Below are 18,925 nucleotides of genomic sequence, written 5' to 3' on the forward strand. Positions count from 1 at the left end.
TATTATCTATCAAGTGTTATCACTTCACCTCCGAGCCGGGAGCAATCTCGTCGGCCGCCGGGGTGATGACAATCAACCGACCGTCGGCATCCTCGGCCGAGAGTATCATGCCTTGCGACTCGATACCCTTGAGTTTGCGAGGTTCGAGGTTGGCCACGAAGCATACGTTCTTACCCACCAGCTCCTCGGGTTTGTAGTGCTTGGCTATACCCGACACGATGGTGCGACCGCCCAGACCGTCGTCGATGCGGAACTGCAACAGCTTGTCGGCCTTGGGCACCTTCTGGCACTCGAGCACTTTACCCACGCGGATGTCGAGTTTGGCAAAGTCGTCGAAAGGCACATTCTCGCGCACCGGCGCAGCCTTGTGATTCTTCAGCTCGTTGGCCTTCTTGGTCTCCAGCAGTTTGTTTACCTGAGCCTCGATTACGCTGTCGTCGATCTTCTCGAAGAGCAGCTCAGGTTTACCCAGCTCGGCTCCGGCCGGCAGGATATCGGTGCGGCCCAGCATGTTCCAGTCGCAGTGGTGCATGTGGAGCATACCGCGCAACTTCTCGGCCGAGAAGGGAAGGAAGGGCTCAAAGGCAATCGCCAGGTTGGCCGTAATCTGGAGAGCCAGATTCAAGATAGTAGCCACCCGGGGCATGTCGGTCTTGGCCAACTTCCAAGGCTCGGTATCGGCCAGATACTTGTTACCGATACGGGCCAGGTTCATGGCCTCCTTGAGGGCATCGCGGAAACGATAGTGATCGAGATAGTTCTCGACCGACGCCTTCACGTCGGCAAACTCTTTCAAGGTTTCGCGGTCGTAGTCGGTCAACTCGCCGGCCTCGGGCACCTTGCCCTCGAAATATTTGTGGGTGAGCACCAGGGCACGGTTCACAAAGTTGCCCAAGATAGCCACCAGCTCGTTGTTGTTGCGGGCCTGGAAGTCTTTCCAGGTGAAATCGTTGTCTTTGGTCTCGGGAGCATTGGCCGTGAGCACATAGCGCAACACATCCTGCTTGCCGGGGAAATCCTCGAGATACTCGTGCAGCCACACAGCCCAGTTGCGCGAGGTCGAAATCTTGTCACCCTCGAGGTTGAGGAACTCGTTGGCCGGCACATTGTCGGGCAAGATATAGCTACCCTCGGCCTTCAGCATGGCGGGGAATACGATGCAGTGGAACACGATATTATCCTTACCGATAAAGTGAACCATCTTTGTCTCGGGGTCTTTCCAGTAGAGTTCCCACTTGTCGGGGAGCAGCTCCTTGGTATTCGAGATATAACCGATGGGAGCATCGAACCACACATAGAGCACCTTGCCCTCGGCCCCTTCGACCGGTACCGGCACACCCCAATCGAGGTCGCGGCTCACGGCACGGGGTTGCAGGCCCATATCGAGCCACGATTTGCACTGCCCATACACATTGGGTTTCCACTCCTTGTGTTCGTCGAGAATCCAGTGACGCAAGAAAGGCTCCCACTTGTCGAGGGGCAGATACCAGTGTTTCGTCTCGCGCAGCACCGGTTTGTTGCCCGTGATGGCCGACTTGGGATTGATCAGGTCGGTTGCGTTCAACGAAGTACCGCAAGCCTCGCACTGGTCGCCATAGGCATGCTCGTTGCCACAGTGCGGACAGGTACCGGTAATATAGCGGTCGGCGAGGAACTGATTGGCCTCCTCGTCGTAATATTGCATCGAGGTCTTCTCGATAAATTCGCCCTTGTCGTATAGTTTGCGGAAGAAATCAGAAGCCATCTTCGTGTGAATGGCCGAGGTCGTGCGCGAATAGATATCGAATGATATCCCAAACTCCTCGAACGATTTCTTAATAATGTTGTGGTAGCGGTCCACGATATCCTGCGGAGTCACCCCCTCGGCTTTGGCCTTGATGGTGATGGGCACACCATGCTCATCGCTACCGCCTATCATAATCACATCCTCGCCCTTTAAGCGCAGATATCGCGTGTAGATATCTGCCGGTACATACACACCTGCCAAGTGGCCTATATGCACAGGACCGTTGGCATAAGGCAATGCGGTCGTAACCAGCGTACGTTTGAATTTCTTCTCCATTTTTCCTTAATTTCTATCCAGTTAAATACAACCTTGGGGATATTGTCCCCACCGATTTCCGCACGCCCGGCATCCCGTGCAGCGAGCGGTTTTCGACATTTTGTACAAAGATACGTAAAGGTGAGCGTAGAGGCAAACAGAAAACAAAGTTTTCACGTTTGACTATACCGAACCGACTCCTTTCTTCTGGAAAGATAGTGAAAGGTGAGCGTAGAGACAAACGGAAAACAAAGTTTTCAACGTTTGAGACATTCTACCTCCATAAAGAGAGCGAAAAGGAGTGCAGAAGCAATATTCGTCTGAACCTTCTCATCCAGCCGAATCCAAAAATAAAGCAGCAGCCTCATCGCGAGGCCGCTGCTTCCATCCATCATGTAACACCTTTACGGTGCACTCTTATGTTCAATACACTCAAAACAATCAGTTGTTCTGCAACAGATATACGACCGACGAGTAAGCCCCCAGTCTGACGGAAATTCCCTCTTCTTCCACTTTGGAAGAGACACTGCCCGAGGTGGCTATGGCCTTCTCGATTTTGTCGGTAAGAGGCAATCCGATAATGGCACTGCCAAAGTTATGCACGACCAGTATGCGCTGGTCGCCCTTCGTCATATACCAGGCGGCAACCGTAGGGTACTGCGAGTTCTCTTCGTTATAGACTTCGTGCCGCGACATCGTACCCGAGGCCAAAGCCGGATAGGTTTGCCGCACATGTGCAAAGGCGAGATAGGTGTTCAGGAGCGAACCCGCGTCGGTTTGCTGCTCGCTCACGGGCTTCACCTGCGAAGCTACCGAGGGATCGATCTTGGTCGTGTAGCTCGTGGTGTAGTTATCGCCCCAGAGCATGGGACTGCGCACATACTCGTCGCCATTCGCCTTGGTGCCATAGATACCCAGCTCTTCGCCATAATAGATATAGGGCGACCCCGGAGCCGTGAGCAGCACGGCTGCCGCCAGGCGGCACTTGTTGGCCGAACGGTTCAGTTTCGAGGCAGCCCGATCCTCATCGTGATTGCTCAGCTTGGTGGCCCGGATATAGTCGGGACGATACGAGGCATACTCTTTCTGATACGAGAGCAGGTCTTTGACCAGGTAACAGCCCTGGTTGTTGTTGATGGCCCACTCTACCCGATACCAGAACGAGAACTCAAACAAAGCGGGCAGTCCCTGATAATAGGGTGCTACCTCGTTGTGTTCCGAGAGCACCTCGCCCACCATGTAGAAGTCGTCGGTGTGGCCCTGCTGTTTGTAATAGCTGTTCATATCGTCGTAGAAGAGTCGCAGGAAACGGGGGTTCTCGTCGGAGGTGGCATTGTGATAGATGTGCTTCACGGCATCGAGACGGAATCCCTCTACCCCACGGTCGATCCAACCTTTGGCCGCACTGCTGATGGCCTGATAGGCCGGCGACTCGGCTGCCTGATCGACGGGGCCATAGTTCAAATCGGCAAACCAGTCGGTACTGAAAGCCGAATGGAAATACCACATCTCCATACCCTCCAGTAAAATATTCTGGGCATTCTCGCCCTGTTTCAGGGCAAAGGGTTCGCCCAGCCGGGCCTGGTCACCCAGCCGGGCGGCTCCATATTTGTAGTTGCCCCACAGCGTGTTGCTGGTGCGAATGAGGAATCCCCACGACGAAGCGAAATCGACCGTCAACTCATAGATGCCGTTCCCCTTGTCGTAGAACTTTTTGCAAACGGCATCGCCATAATACAGATACTTGTCACTACCAGTCGAGGACGAGGTGTTGTCGGCATCGACATCGGCCTGGGTAGCCTGGGTCACCGTGACCGTGGGTTGCGAGGGCGAACTCCAATCGAGGGTAAAGGTGTAGTATCCACCAGCCTCGGTAGGAACGGCAAACCACTCGCCCGATTTATAACCGGCAGCCCCCTCGCTTGCAATCATGGGCACCCGTCCGGCCTGAATATCGGCCGCCGGATCTTGCGAAAAGCTGTAATAGTCGCGATACGGACTGTCGAGCGACGAGGTGGCCTGGGTGAACCAGGGGTGATTGCGGCCGGTATGGTTCATCACGTAGTCGAGATAGATACTTATACCCCGCGCCCGAGCCTCGCTCACCAATCGATCGAAATCGTCGAGAGTACCGTATTGCGGATTTACCGCGGTATAGTCGGTCACGTCATAGCCGTGGTACGACATGGCGGGATGTATGGGCGACAACCAGATGGCAGTGATGCCCAGTTGCTTCAGGTAATCGAGTTTGGCGGTAATACCGTTGAAGTCGCCCGTGCCGTCACCGTCACTGTCGGCAAACGAATAGACAAGTAACTGGTAGGTGATATCGGCTCGCCGAGTCCCGTCCCACGCATCGGGCGAAGCAACCACGTCGCTCCATTGCCCCGACTGCCCAGAGTCGGGCGAACTGCCATGGACATCGTCGTCGCTACATGCGGCCAACGCAAGCAACAAGCCATATAACAAGAGAAATGGAAATAAAAATCTTTTCATGGTGAATGGTCGATAGTCGATTGTTGTGACACTCCCTGCCACACGGGCAGGTGGTGAGTCGTGTAAAATATAGGGAGAGAGACCGGCCTCCACCCGGGGACAAGCCGGTCTCTCTGCTGCTTCAGATTTATTTATCGTGACAGGTTATACTCATTGGGCCGTGAGCGTGCAATACATCAGCGTGCTGCCGGTGCGTTGCAAGTACATCTCTACGAGATAGTTACCCGCATCGGTTACAGCTATGTTACCCCCTTTGAATACGAGATCGTCCAAAGAGCCGCCCAAGTCGATACCCGAATCCCAAGAGCCGTTGGCCCGGAACTTCATCTCACCGGCCGTGAGGGCGACCGTACAGCTCCAGCAACCCTTCTCGGCGTCGTAGGTCATGGGCGTTTCGCTATCCCATCCGCCGGGAGTAGCGGCTCCAATGAGGCCCCAACTCTCGATGAGCGTAGCCGTGAGACGTTGCGTCATCACGTCGGCCTCGATGTAGTAGAAGCCCGGATTGGCCATGTTGATGTTGATGTTGCCGCTGGCAGGAGCAAGCCCCTCACTATACTCGGTGAAGTGCGTGCTGTTGTACTCGCCACCGTCCCAGTTACGAGCCAGGGTGAACTTGAACTCACCGTCCAGACGGCTGAAACCGGTATAGACACCGTTCATCTCGAGCGACCGCAAGGCCGGAGCCGTAGCGGGATCCCACGACGTGGGAGTCTGGTGGTTACCGGGTACATAGATAAACTCTTCGGTGGGGAAGGCCGTGCTTACAATCTTGGCCACATAGGGATGCTTGCTCACGTCGAGAGTCACGTTATACTCATCGGTAGGTCTGTCGAAGACGATATTGGGAGTTCCGTCGGAGAAGCTGCCCTCGCCATCGATGGCATAGCCCCAGTTGTTGTTGGCACGATACTTATACTCGCCGCTCTCGGTCAAGGTCGTTTTCAGGGTGAAGGTGTTGGAGGCGGCATCGTAGGCCATGGGCGTCTCAGCATCCCAGCCACCGGGGGTAGCATTACCGATCATACCCATACTCTCGATCTTCACCAGGATAAAGTTCTTGAACTTGATATTGGCACATACACGATACAAACCGGGTTCTACGCCTATGGCGCTACCACCCTCGGTCAAGGCCCCACTGGCTACCAGGTTGCCGTTGGCATCGTTGGCAAACTGGGCATCGCCGCCATATTCTACCTGGGCATCACCATCCTCGAAGGTGAAGGTAGCTGCCTCGGCAAAGTTGACGAAGCACTCGAAGAGTCCCTTTTGTGCCGTACTTTGAGGTATCTGCTTGTCGGTGCCTTTCAACGTGATGAAGGCGGGGAAGTTGGCCTTGTAGGTAGTTACCTGCATGGTGACAGGAGCCGAGGGCAACCCCTCTTCGCACGAGGGCGAATAGGCTTTCACGGTAAAGGTAACTTCGCTGGCGGCACCCTCGACAGCCCCGGCACTCACGATGAGTTCGTTCCACTCGTCAACCGTAAGCGTGCAAGAGGTCTCGGTCAGGCCGGTAGCAGCGACAACGGGCTCACTCCCACCGCAACTTACCAACACGTCGTAGGTGATGGCCTCGTTGTAGTTCAGCCGGGCCGGCTCCCAGGTGAGCAACGTGAGCTCGCTGGTGAGATTGTTGATATCCAGCGTGAGTTCGCTCTCGGCCGGAGTAGCCACGGCCGAAATAAAGTTGCCATAGGAATAGACGGTCATCATCAGTTCGGCCGATTTGTAAACAGCCTCGGCATCGGCGGCCTCGACATAGAAGTTAAGGTCGAAGGTCGAGTTCTCGGGAATGGCGGTAATGCCTTCCAGTAAGGTGCGGAAATCGGTCTTACTCATCGTGAGGGTAAGAGCCGAGGTGCTCCCGCCTACCTGCACGGGCTCTTCCTGCCCATACTTCACGAAGAGCGAATAGGTCACATCGCCCTTCAGGAAACGGGCAGCGGTCCAGGCCCACCGAATAGGTTCGTCCATGGTGTTTTGGGTCATCAGGATACTCCCGTTGTTTTGCAACGAGGGAGCCACAGGAGCCGTCGAGAAGGTATCTTCCGGGTCGTCCTGACACCCCGTGGCGGCCATCAGGGTGATGGCTGCTATGGCTATGTATTTCAGATATTTTATCATGACTGTAATCGATTAAAGGTTATCGGGTTTATTGTTTTTGAAATTCCAGTACATAGGGGGTGCGGTTGGCATGAAGCACGACCACGAAGGTTCCGCTTTCGGGCACCTGAATATTATTGCCGCCGGCGCTCAGAATCAGTCCGCCAGGCACATCGGTACTGGTCGAGCCGTCGCTGCCCCAGTTGGTAGTCCAGGCACCATCGGCACGCACCTTCAACTCCTTGCCGCCTTCCAGTTCGAGGGGAGCGGTCTTCCAGGTATTGTCGGTCCAGTCATAAACCAGAGGTGCATCGGCACCATCGGCCCAACCCGAGAAGTCGCCGGCCAATCCCAAGGTCTTACCCACAGGAGCCTGCGTGATAGACATGGCCACGGTATTTACCGACAAGGTATAGATATTGGTCTCGGTAATGGGCAGGTTGAGGTTGTTGTCGTTGTTCTCTACGTTGGTCCAGTTGGACTGCAAAGCGCTGTAACCCCAGTTGGCATCGGACCACGACTGGGCCACCGTCACCTTGAAATAGGAGTTTTCGCCATCGGTAGGCGTGTAATCCGAAGGTATCGAGAGGTCGATCATACACTCGTAGGTATTGGTACCGCCACCGGTCTCCCAGAACTGGGCAGCCTGATCGATGGTCCACTTGTTGAACTCGCCGCACAGATACAGCCACTTGAGCGGGGCTGCATAGGTCTGTACCGAGAAGGGGTTGGAGAGAGGCGACTTCACCACCTCGGCATAAGCGGCACTGGCAATCTGGGCCGATACATAGGCGGTCACGCCATTGGCCTTATCGTTTTTCGTTACGCCCAGGCTATTGATCACCACGCCATTCAGGTCGCCTTTTTTCACGGCCAGCGAGGTGCCGTTGGTCGTTCCCAGCAGTCCCTCTTTATCGCCCAAAGTAAGATAGACCGAATAGAATATCTGCACCGGCTGTCCGAAGTTGGCCGGAGTCCACGAGAAGATGACATTCTCGTCGTCGGAGTTGTCGGCATTGACAACCACGTTGCCGCAATCGCTCATGACGGGCGCTACAAAGTCGGCAGGCGCATTGAGTTGCGGAGTATCTATCTCCGTTTCGCAGCCGGCCAGCAGGGCTACCGCTGCGAATAATGCTATATTTTTGAATAGTTTCATAATCGTTTCTTATTGAGGATTGTGAATATTGAGGTGATGATTAGTAACCCGGATTCTGCGTGAGGTTGGAGTTCTCGGCCACGTCGTTGTCGAGCAACGGGAATATGGTGCGATAGGCCGGAATCTCTACGGCTCCGGTAGGTACGCCGCCCTTGTAGGGCCAGGGGAAGCTCATGGAGGTGAAGTAACCGTAGCGAATGAGGTCGGTACGACGGTGACCCTCCATCATCAACTCACAGGCACGCTCTTTCAGGATGAAGTCGAGGTCGATCGATGCGGGAGTAGAAAGCCCGGCACGGTCGCGCAACTGCTTGATATAACCGAGGGCTTTGGCATCGGTGGTGACACCGTTGTCCAGGCGGGCTTGTGCCTCGGCGTAGATGAGGTACATCTCGGCCAGACGAATCACGGGGAAGTCGGCCGACGAGAAGTTGTTGTCGAGGTGGAGCTGGTTTTGAGAATCCATGCTGTTGAACTTCCAGCAACGCCAGCCGGTCTCGGCCACCTTCAGGTCGAACTCTTTCTCACAACCCGTGTTGCAGAAGAAGGCGCGCTTGTCGCTGCCCTCGCGGTCGTAACCGATGCCGGTACCGCCCCACGATACATTCTTCATCTCGAAGTTGGCCTCTACATATTCGTTGGGGATGTGGTATCCGTTCCAACGCTCGGGCGACATGAAGGTGTTGTCGCCGAAGCCCAGCTCCTTGGCAATGGCCTGACTGGCTGCATCGTGCACGTTACCGCTCACCAGGTGGGTGGTTCCACCCCAGCTCTGCATCAGGTTGCTGTCGTAACCGATGGCAAAAATCATCTCTTTTTGAGCGTCGGGATTCTCGCCGTTATCCTGCAGGAAGAGGTGGGCATAGTTCGAACACAAGCCGTATCCCATGCCAATCACCTTCTCGGCTGCCGTGCGGGCATCTTCCCAGCGGGGTGTGCCGGTATAGACCTCGGCATTGAGGTAGAGGCGGGCCAGCAGAGCCTGTGCACTGCCTTTCGTGGCACGCGGATAGGGAACCTCGCCTACATTGGGCATGGCGCTGTTGGGGTCGGCCAGCGCTTTCAGCTCACTCTCGATCCAGGCAAACAGCGCCGGACGTCCTATCTGCGTCGGCAGCGAACCGCCACCGATGTTCTCTTCGGTAGCAAAGGGCGGGTTGCCATACAGATCCATCAACACGAAATAGGCATAGGCACGCAGGAAACGGGCCTCGGCAATCAGTCCGGGCAGACCGTCCATCTCGCGGCCCGTGGCACGGGTGAGGAACTCGTTGGCACGGGTAACCGTGATGAGACCACGGGTGTAGGTAGCCACCAGGGCGGCATTACCGCCGGCTGTCCACGAAGCCGTTTGGGTCTCGGTAATATAGCTGTCGCCCCAGATACATTTCATGGCGTCGGTACTCATCTCGTTCAGCACCACAATCTGGCGGATAAACTCGCTCTGTCCGGCATCATCGACATTGATATCGGCCTTTCCCGGGTCATTCTGGCTCGACAGCGAGAAGGAGCCGTAGATGTAGGCCAGTCCCCGTTGAAAGTCCTGTATGTTTTGATAGGCCGTTTCGCCCGTCTTGTCTGTCTCGTTCAGAGGTACGGTATCCAAATCGCCGAGACAGGAGGTCATCGAGAGCGCCGTAGCTGCGATGGCCAGTGTATAATATATCAGTTTTTTCATAATGCTGTGTCTTAGGGTAGTTAGAAGTTAATGTTGAGTCGCAAGGTGTAGAGACGAGGACGGGGAATGAGGTTTTGGTCCACACCGTCGAGTTCGCCGCTACCGTTGACCGTGAGTTCGGGATCGAGGCCGCTGTACTTGGTGATGACAAATACATTTTGTACCGAAGCACCGATGCGGATTTTACCCTTCCAGTTCTTAATCTTGTCGAAGGTGTAGCCTACGTTGATGTCGTCCATGCGGAAGAACGAGGCATCCTCGAGGAACATGTCGGAGAAGTGCTGGAACTCGGTGAGACTTTCGGTCCAACCGGTCTTCTGGCAAATGGGCATGAGGTTGTCGATATAGCCCTTGGTGTAGTCGTCCTTGTAACCGCTGGAGTTATCTTTGGCCACCTTGTTGAGGGCATAGCCGCCCAGTGAGCCGTGGGCATTGAAGCCGAAGTCCCAATTCTTGTAAACGATTTGCGTGCTGATACCGAAATAGAAATAAGGCATGATGCTCTTGCCGGTTACATAGCGGTCGTCCTGCGTGATTTGACCGTCGCCATTGCGATCGACCAGAGCGTTTTCTATGGGATTGCCGTTGGAATCATATACCTGTTGGAACAGGTGATAGGTATAGGGAGCATAACCTACCCGGTAGAGCGACGAGTATCCGCTGGTACCGCTCAGGTTGGAACCGACGCGTACACCCAGATAGTCTTCGGTAGGCACGTTGCTCAGCTTGGTGATTTTGGTATCTTGCCAGGTACCGTTCAGGTTGATGTCCCAGTGCAGGTCTTTGGTCTCGATGGGAACAAAGTTCAAGCTTACCTCCACACCTTTGTTTTCCATATCGCCCACATTGGTGATGACCGTGTTGGAGAAGTTGGAACCGAGCGGCGTGGTGATGTCGTTGAGCAGGTCGTAGGTGTGACGCAAATAGGCATCTACGCTACCGCTGATGCGGCCGTTCAGGAACCCGAAATCGACACCCACGTTATAGGTTTCGGTGGTTTCCCACTTGATATTCTTGTTATAAGCCATGGGCGAGATGGTGTAGGCATAGCCGTCAACGCCGTCGCCCAAACCGGGGAACCCGGGAATCATCATGTTGGGGCTGGTCGAGATGACATACCGCGGCTGATAGGCATAACAGTTGTCCATACCGATATCTTGCTGACCGGTGCGACCCCATCCCAACCGAATCTTCAAGTTGGAGAGCGGTGTCTGGTGATCCTTGATGAAGTCTTCTTCCACGATATTCCAGGCAAAGGCGGCCGAGGGGAAGAGACCCCAGCGGTTCTCCTTGGAGAAACGCGAAGAGGCATCGTCGCGCAGAGAGAAGGTGAACAGGTATTTCGAATCGATCGAGTAGTTTACACGGCCGAAGAACGAAAGCAGGTAATACTCCCGACGGTCCGAGGGGCTGTCGAGGTAAACCTCGTCGCGGTTGGCGTTATAGTACGAGATGTTGTCGTACTTCACATAGTTGTGTTGCCAGGAGTAACCGGCCATCACGTCGAGATGGTGGATACCGAACTGCTTGTTGTAGTTGGCATACAGCTCGAGCAGCGTATTGGAGTTGGTGTTGGCATACTCTTCGTAGAGGTCGCGACCCGACATGTTGTTGCGAGCCGAGGTTACCGACCCGAGAGCGGCATATTTGTAGCCGTCGGTACGGGCCACATCGTAACCCAGGTTCAAGTTCAGGCGCAGGTCTTCGAGGCCGTGAATCTTGTAGTCCAGTTGCAAGTTACCCAACGAACGCCACGAGTCGTTGCGGTTGGTATAGTCGTAGAGTTGCGACAGGGGGTTGATGCCGTAGTTGGTACTTACCTGACCGCCCACGCTCCAGTTCCAATAGCCGTTGAAGAGATCTTTGTTGATGCTGCCGTCGGCATTGCGGAAGTAGGGTTCCTGCGTCGGGGTAAAGGAGATGGCGCTGCCCACGGCTCCCGAGTTGGGATAGTTGGCCTTGTTGTAGATACCCTTGGCATTGATGTTCACGCTCAGGTGATCGTCGAAGAATTTGGGGGTCATGCTTATCGAGAGGTTGGCACGCTGGTTGTCGCCCACCTTCAACGTAGCCTCATCGTAGGTATAGCCCATGCTCACCCGGTAGGGGAACTTGCCTTTCACATTGCCATAGACACTCAAGTTCTGGTCGGTCGTGAAGGCCGTGCGATAGATGAGGTCTTGCCAGTTGGTGTTGGCCGTACCCATCAACGATTCTACCGTAGCCAGGCGGCTGGTACCGGCATAGGTACTGCGCATGTAGTCGCGATATTGGTCGCCAGTCATCACATCGAGCGTAGAGCTGTTCTGTTTCAAACTGTAACTGGAGTTGTAGCTCACCTGCACATTCTTGCCGGTGCCCTTCTTGGTGGTGATGATAATCACACCGTTCGAAGCTCGCGAACCGTAGATGGCAGTGGCCGAAGCATCCTTCAATACCGTATAGGTGTCGATATCGTTGGGGTTGACCGATGCCAGCGGGTTGGCCATGCCGGCACCACCTTCGGCGGTAACAGGCACTCCGTCGATTACAATCAAGGGGTCGTTCTTGGCCTTCAACGAAGCGGCGCCACGAATACGAATCGTTGCACTACCGGTGGGGTCGCCTGCAGCAGGAGTAACCAACAGGCCCGGCACCTTGCCTTGCAACATCTGGTCGGGCGAGGTAACCACACCGCGGTTAATATCCTCGGCCTTGATGGCGGTAATCGAACCGGTGAGGTCGGTCTTTTTTGCCGTACCGTAACCAATCACTACCACCTCGTCCAACAACTCTTCGTTGTCTTGCAAAACAAATTTCATCAATTCGCTGGCGGGTTGTTCCTGAGGTTGATAGCCAATGTACGAAACGGTGATGATGTCGCCCTTATTGGCCTTGAGCGTAAAGTTTCCGTCGATATTGGTACTTGTTCCGTTGCCAGTCCCCTTCACCAGGACGTTGGCTCCGATAATAGCCATACCCGTGTTGTCCAATACAACACCTTTCACTGTCATGCTCTGTGCAAAAGCATGTGCAGGTAGCAAGAAACCTACTATACACCATAATAGGATTTTGCTCGCAATTTTCAGAATTTTTCTTTTCATGTTATTAGCTTAAAGTATAAAGGTTCTTATATATTATTATAATCACGAATATAAACTCCTTCGAAGAACACCTTTTAGTCGCTTATATTCAGCGATTTAACAAAGCTTCATATTCTTGAATTGTAGCAAGCATAAAAGAAGTCGGCTCTCGAGGGGGAGAGGAACCCCGACTCCTTTCACGCATCGAGATAATTACTTAACCTCCTTAATCGAGATGGCGTATCCGCCACCCACGGCTGCCGTAAGTTTGAGTTTGCTCTTGCTGGTTACCTTCTTATGAGTAATGGTATAGGCTTGAGGATTGGTCTCCCAGTGGGCATCCTTGGCATCGGCATAGATGGTGGCTTCATACTTTTTGCCCGGTGTGAGGAAGTCGAGCACAAGCTCCGACTTATGTCCGTTGTAGCCAGCCGTACAGCCTACATACCAGTCGTCGGTACCTTTGGCCCGGCGGGCGATGGTGATGTATTCACCCGGTTCGGCCTCCAGATATCGGCTCTCGTCCCAGTCGATAGCCACATCCTTGATGAATTGGAAGGCATCGGGGAAGCGCTGGTAGTTCTCGGGAATGTCGGCCGCCATCTGCAACGGGCTGTACATGGTCACATAGAGGGCCAACTGGCGGGCCAGCGTGGTGCGGGCACGCGAGGTATTGGAGGGGGTCATCTTGCTGCAATCGGTCTCGAAGATACCCGGGGTGTAATCCATCGGGCCGCCGATGAGACGGGTAAAGGGCAAGATGGTGGTGTGGTTCACGTGGTTTCCGCCGAATGCTTCGTACTCGGTACCCCGGGCCGACTCGTTGGCGATGAGGTTGGGATAGGTGCGGCACAACCCGGTGGGACGCACGGCTTCGTGGGCATTGACCATGATCTTATAGTCGGCGGCCTTGTTTACGGCATAGAGGTAGTGGTTGACCATCCATTGTCCATAGTGGTGCTCGCCGCGGGGAATAATGTCGCCTACATACCCGCTCTTGACGGCATTGTAACCGTTATCGACCATGAAACGATAGGCATTTTCCATGTGACGCTCGTAGTTGCGTACCGACGAGGAGGTCTCGTGGTGCATGATCATCTTCACCCCTTTCTCGGCGGCATAACGATGAATCTCCTGCACGTCGAAATCGGGATAGGGAGTGACGAAATCGAATACATAATCTTTGCTGTTTCCAAACCAGTCTTCCCAACCGATGTTCCAGCCTTCGACCAGCACGGCGTCAAAACCGTTGGCAGCGGCAAAGTCGATGTAGCGTTTCACATTCTCGGTATTGGCCGAGTGGGTACCGTTGGGCTTGGTTTGGGTATAATCGGTCTCGCCCAGGTGCACGCTATACAGGTCGTTGGTATAGGCCCAGGTACCTTTGCCGGTAATCATATCCCACCAGATACCGATGTATTTTGTAGGTTTAATCCAAGAGGTATCGGTGTATTTGCAAGGTTCGTTCAGGTTGAGAGTGATGCGCGAGGCGAGAATGTCGCGGGCATCGTCGCTCACGATAATCGTGCGCCAGGGCGACTGGCAAGGAGTCTGCATGTAACCTTTGTCGCCTTGGGCATCGGGGGTGAGCCACGACTCAAACACCAGGTTCTTGTCGTCGAGGTTCAGGTGCATGCAGGCGTAGTCGATGAGCGCGGCTTCGTGCAGGTTGATATAGAGTCCATCGTCGGTCTTCATCATCAAAGCCGTCTGTACGCCGGTAGGCGAGAAGGGAGTTTGCGACGAGTTGGGCGTAATGGCTTGCTTCATCAGGCCCCGAATCTCCGACAGACGCGAGGTGGTGTAGTCGTACTCCTGAGTATCGTAATCGCCCGGAATCCAGAAAGCGGTATGGTCACCGGCCATGGCAAACTGGGAGTGCTCTTCCTTGATGACAAAATAGTTGAGCTCTTTCTGCTGCGGGAACTCGTAGCGGAAACCCAGCCCGTCGTCGAACAGACGGAAACGGATGACAATCTGACGCTTGTTCTGAGCCTGGTCGAGGGTCACGGCCAGCTCGTTGTAGTGGTTGCGTATCTGGCTCTCTTCGCCCCAAACCGGGCTCCACGTCTCGTCGAAACTCGACGTTTGCGTGTGGGCTATCGTAAACCCGTTCATCAGGTTGGCTTTGGCTTCCAACCCTTCGATTTTTTTCGGGCCAGACAATTGAAAGTCGGTTTGCGCATTAGGGTCCTCCTGCTTGAGTTCCAACCCCAGCGTACTGGTCTTGATTACCGGCTTTCCCTTATAATATAGATCGTAAGCAGGTGCCCCGTTTGTAGTGAGGCTGAAGTTCATCACCAGATTGCCGTCTGGCGAAACCAACTGTTGGGCATCCGACAGGACAGGTATGCATGCCATTGCCCCGGCCAAGATGAGATGTTTCATGCTATTCATGGTTCGTTTTTTGGTTAACTTGTTTATGTGTTCGAGTGTGTTTTCAAAATTAGCAGATAAAGATTCCTCTCTATTCGGGTAGAATAAATTTATAAACGCTTTATCTCTTCAAACATCTTATATTCAAACAATTGAATCTGTACCCCTGACAAAAATTATAAACAATTTAGAAGCAGAGCAACAGCGATTCGCGAGGCTCGAGCGAGAGTTTCTCGGAGAGTTCGACCGTGCGCCCGCTCAAGAAATCGGTAGCCGTGGGGGCTGGCAATACCTCGCGATAGGGAGTCAAGCTTATCTCTTGCGGCTGATCCGACCCGTTCATGATCACGACCGCCGACCGCTCCCCATACTTCCGCTCATATACATATACATTATTCATAATCGAGAAGTGGGTCAGGCTTCCTTTCCCTATTACCTCGTTGTTCTTTCTCCAGTTCAACAGCTTGCGAGTGTAATCGAAGGCCTCGTTCTGCAAGTCGGAACGCCCTTCGGAGGTGAAGCAGTCGCTTGGATCGCCCGGCCAGCCACCCGGGAAATCGCGCCGCAGCATGCCGTCGCCCTCACTCTTGTCGGCCGCCATCACGATTTCGGTCCCATAATACAGTTGGGGGATGCCTCGTGTGGTGAGCAGGAAGAGCAACGCTTGCTTGTAGCGGGTGAGATTGGCCGTATCCTCCTCCTTTTTATAAAAGCGCGAGGTGTCGTGATTGTCGAGGAAGATGAGCAGACTCATGGGATTGGGATAGACCAGGTCTTGCGTGAGGTAGTCGTACAACCGATAGAGGCCTCCGCCCCAGTCGGTAGTCTCCTCGTCAAAGGCTTTGTTCATCAGGTCGGTGAGGGGGAAATCCATGACCGTGGGCAGATTGGAGTTGCGAGGCGCTGCCAGCCGGCTGTCTTTCTGCCAGAACGAAACCAGCACATTGCTGTTGAGCCACGTCTCGCCCACGATGTTGAAGTGAGGATATTCGTCGAGCACCTCGCGACACCATTGCGACATGAAGTCAAAATCGGCATAGGGATGAGTGTCCTGGCGGATGCCGTTGATGTGGGCATACTCGATCCACCAAATGCTACTCTGAATCAGGTAGCGGGCCACATGGCGGTTGCGGTGGTTCAAGTCGGGCATCACCTGGGTAAACCAACCGTCGGTAGCCAGCTGTCGTTCGTATTGGCTGGCATGAATATCTTGCACGCTGGCCGTCTTGAACGAAGTCTGGGTGTAGTGCGACTTGAAGTTGAACCAGTCGGTCGATGGCTTATCCTTGAACAGGTAGTTTTCGCTGCCGCAGTGGTTGAAGATCATATCCATCACCACCTTCAGCCCCTTTTGGTGGGCCTGCTCGGTCAACGCCTTGAACTCCTCGTTGCTGCCCAGCCGGCGATCTACCTGATAGTAGTCGGTGATGGCATATCCGTGATACGAACCATCGGGCATATCGTTTTCCTGGATGGGATTGAGCCAGATAGTGGTCACCCCCAAATCGGCAAGATAGTCGAGGTGATTGGCCACCCCCTTCAAATCGCCGCCGTGACGGGCATACTGTCCGTTGCGATCGACCTTATTCTCCAACATGCCAGGCACCACGTCGTTGTCGGGATTGCCATTGGCAAAGCGATCGGGCATAATCAGGTAAAGCACATCGGCAGCGGTAAAGCCTTGTATATCGTCGCCCTTTTGGCTGCGGGCTTTCAGCTCATAGGGAACCGTCACACTCTTTCTCCCCTTCTTCAATACGATATCGAAAGTCTGCGGGGCTGCCTCGGAGAGGTCCACATACAAAAGCAGATAGTTGGGATTGGATTGTTTTACGATCTCTTTCAGCTCTACATCCCCACTCGACAGGGTCACATCATAGTCGGCAATACGATCGCCATACAACAAAATCTGTAACTCTGGATTTTTCATACCTGCCCACCAGAAGGTAGGGGCCACTTTCTTCACTATCGGGGTCGAGGCAAACACATGAGCCGGCCAAATCAAGAAGCTGAACATGATAAAAAACAATAGGCTGAACCGTTTCATAATATTAGAAAATTGGTTAATACAAATATAAAAAAATTGTGAACGTGGCCAGGGGATTAGAATATTTTTATAAACGATGCAACGGTCTATTCATTTGCAATATAATGATTTACACTTTTTAACGCGTTCGAAAATATAAACCGTTTCAACACCCGTTTCCTTCTTTTCCCGACCTGTTTGCCCCACCTTCGGGGATGAGTGTCACCACAAACTCCCCGGGATATTCCCCCACCCGTTTCTACTCGCTCTCCAAACCTTGAGAAAGACGAAAATTATCCCCCTCATTTTTATTTTTCAGTGCAAGATTTTATTATATATTTGCATTTAGGATTAAAAACTGTTTATGCGTAAAATTGCATTTATTCTATGGATGCTTATTCTTTGCCCAGCGATTGGGGCAGAGGGTACAGAAACACAACAGGTACTGGAACGACTGGATGCCGTGATTGCCCAGAAAAAGGACTACCAATCTCATAAAGAGGCTCAAATCGAAGAATTGAAACAGATGTTGCGAAAAGCCTCATCGGCATCGGAGAAGTACCGACTCTGCAACTCTCTCTTTTATGAATATCTGCATTATCAGGCCGACTCGGCCACACACTACCTCAACTTGAAAGAGGAGATAAACCCCGCCACCATATTCCCCGACAGCAAGGCCGAACACACGATATGCCGGGCCGAAGTGATGAGCGTAATGGGCATGTACAACGATGCTCTGCTCGAACTGGAGACCATAAATCCCGGTCGCCTGGGCGAAGAGACCCGCCTCAAATACTACTATGCCTGCCGCTCGTGTTATGGCTGGCTGGCCGACAACATCGTCGACCCCCAGGTGAAACAGAAGTACCTCGAGAAGACCGACCTCTATCGCGACTCCATTGCCCAATTCCCGCTCAACGAGACCGACCGCACCATTCTGATGGCCGAGCGACTGATTCTGAAGGGCAACCCCGACGAGGCCATACCGATGCTCGACAAGCAACTGTCCACGGTTCAAGACATGCAATACCTGTCGTATCTCAACTATACCATGTACGAAGCCTATCGGGCCAAAGGCAACGTGGAGAAACAGATCTACTACCTGGCACATACCGCCATTTGCGACCTGGAACGGGTGGTGCGCGAATATGCCTCGCTGCAAAAACTGGCCTGGCTCATGTATGAACAGGGCGATATCGACCGGGCCTACTGCTACCTGAACTGCTCGATGGAGGATGCCGTGAGTTGCAATGCCCGCCTGCGATTCCTGGAGGTGACCGAGTTCTACCCCATCATCGATAGGGCCTATCGCGAGAAAGACGAGCACGAACAGTCGGTCGTTCGCGGCATGTTACTGGGAATAAGTATCCTGTCGCTGCTGCTAATCGTAGCCGTTTTCTATCTGTACCATTGGATGAAGAAACTGTCGGCCATGCGAAAAAGCCTGTACGAGGCCAACTGCGAACTGAAAAATTCGAACGAGACGCTCGCTCAAATCGGAAAAATTAAAGAGGTATATATTGCCCGCTACCTGGACCGCTGCGTGGGCTATCTCGAGAAGCTGGAGCAATACCGCCGTTCGCTGGAGAAGATGGCCATGACTTCCAAGGTCGATGAACTCTTCAAGACCATACGTTCCGACCAGTTCCTGCGCAGCGAGCGCGAGGCCTTTTATCGCGAATTCGACAAATCGTTTCTCGACCTCTTCCCCAATTTCATCGAAGACTTCAACAAACTGCTGGTCAAAGAGGGTCGCATCTACCCCAAACCGGGCGAACTGCTCAACACCGAGTTGCGCATCTTTGCCCTCATACGGCTGGGCGTAACCGATGCCAACCGCATCGCCCATTTCTTGAGCTACTCGCTGGCTACCGTATATAACTATCGTAGCAAGATACGCAACAAGGCGGCTGGCGATAAAGATAAATTTGAGCAGGAGGTAATGAATCTGTAACCCCTCATCCCGGTCGGGAGCGACACGGCC

At 53.7% G+C, this 18,925-nt stretch carries 9 protein-coding genes; 1 reads left to right on the plus strand and 8 read right to left on the minus strand.

Annotated elements, in window-relative coordinates:
- Window positions 1-19: 19 nt before the first annotated feature.
- The 8 genes from metG to B5G10_RS05135 form a co-directional block, all read right to left on the minus strand.
- Window positions 20-2,062 carry a methionine--tRNA ligase gene (gene metG, locus B5G10_RS05100; protein WP_087423665.1) on the minus strand — a complete coding sequence of 681 codons (2,043 nt, stop codon included), beginning with the start codon at window positions 2,060-2,062 and terminating at the stop codon, window positions 20-22.
- A 420-nt stretch (window positions 2,063-2,482) separates the two neighbouring features.
- The gene (locus B5G10_RS05105; RefSeq protein ID WP_087423666.1) at window positions 2,483-4,537 is read right to left on the minus strand and encodes an alpha-amylase family glycosyl hydrolase; all 2,055 of its coding nucleotides are present in this window, start codon (window positions 4,535-4,537) and stop codon (window positions 2,483-2,485) included.
- 150 nt (window positions 4,538-4,687) lie between these two features.
- On the minus strand, window positions 4,688-6,661 hold the full coding sequence (locus B5G10_RS05110) for a SusF/SusE family outer membrane protein (protein ID WP_087423667.1): 1,974 nt from the start codon (window positions 6,659-6,661) through the stop codon (window positions 4,688-4,690).
- 28 nt (window positions 6,662-6,689) lie between these two features.
- A complete protein-coding gene (locus B5G10_RS05115) occupies window positions 6,690-7,799 on the minus strand; it encodes a SusE domain-containing protein (protein WP_087423668.1) in 1,110 nt (369 codons plus the stop codon).
- 40 nt (window positions 7,800-7,839) lie between these two features.
- A complete protein-coding gene (locus B5G10_RS05120) occupies window positions 7,840-9,477 on the minus strand; it encodes a RagB/SusD family nutrient uptake outer membrane protein (protein WP_087423669.1) in 1,638 nt (545 codons plus the stop codon).
- A 20-nt stretch (window positions 9,478-9,497) separates the two neighbouring features.
- Complete coding sequence (locus B5G10_RS05125; protein ID WP_343285885.1) at window positions 9,498-12,470, minus strand: TonB-dependent receptor; 2,973 nt, start codon at window positions 12,468-12,470, stop codon at window positions 9,498-9,500.
- Between the two features lie 282 nt (window positions 12,471-12,752).
- Complete coding sequence (locus tag B5G10_RS05130; protein WP_087423671.1) at window positions 12,753-14,927, minus strand: glycoside hydrolase family 97 protein; 2,175 nt, start codon at window positions 14,925-14,927, stop codon at window positions 12,753-12,755.
- Window positions 14,928-15,102: 175 nt separating this feature from the next.
- Window positions 15,103-16,932 carry a glycoside hydrolase family 13 protein gene (locus tag B5G10_RS05135; protein WP_241147722.1) on the minus strand — a complete coding sequence of 610 codons (1,830 nt, stop codon included), beginning with the start codon at window positions 16,930-16,932 and terminating at the stop codon, window positions 15,103-15,105.
- Window positions 16,933-17,305: 373 nt separating this feature from the next.
- On the opposite strand from B5G10_RS05135, the gene B5G10_RS05140 reads away from it, so the two are divergent.
- On the plus strand, window positions 17,306-18,895 hold the full coding sequence (locus B5G10_RS05140; protein ID WP_087423673.1) for a DUF6377 domain-containing protein: 1,590 nt from the start codon (window positions 17,306-17,308) through the stop codon (window positions 18,893-18,895).
- Window positions 18,896-18,925 lie beyond the last annotated feature (30 nt).

Source organism: Barnesiella sp. An55 (assembly GCF_002161555.1).
GTDB classification, from domain to species: Bacteria; Bacteroidota; Bacteroidia; order Bacteroidales; family Barnesiellaceae; genus Barnesiella; species Barnesiella merdipullorum.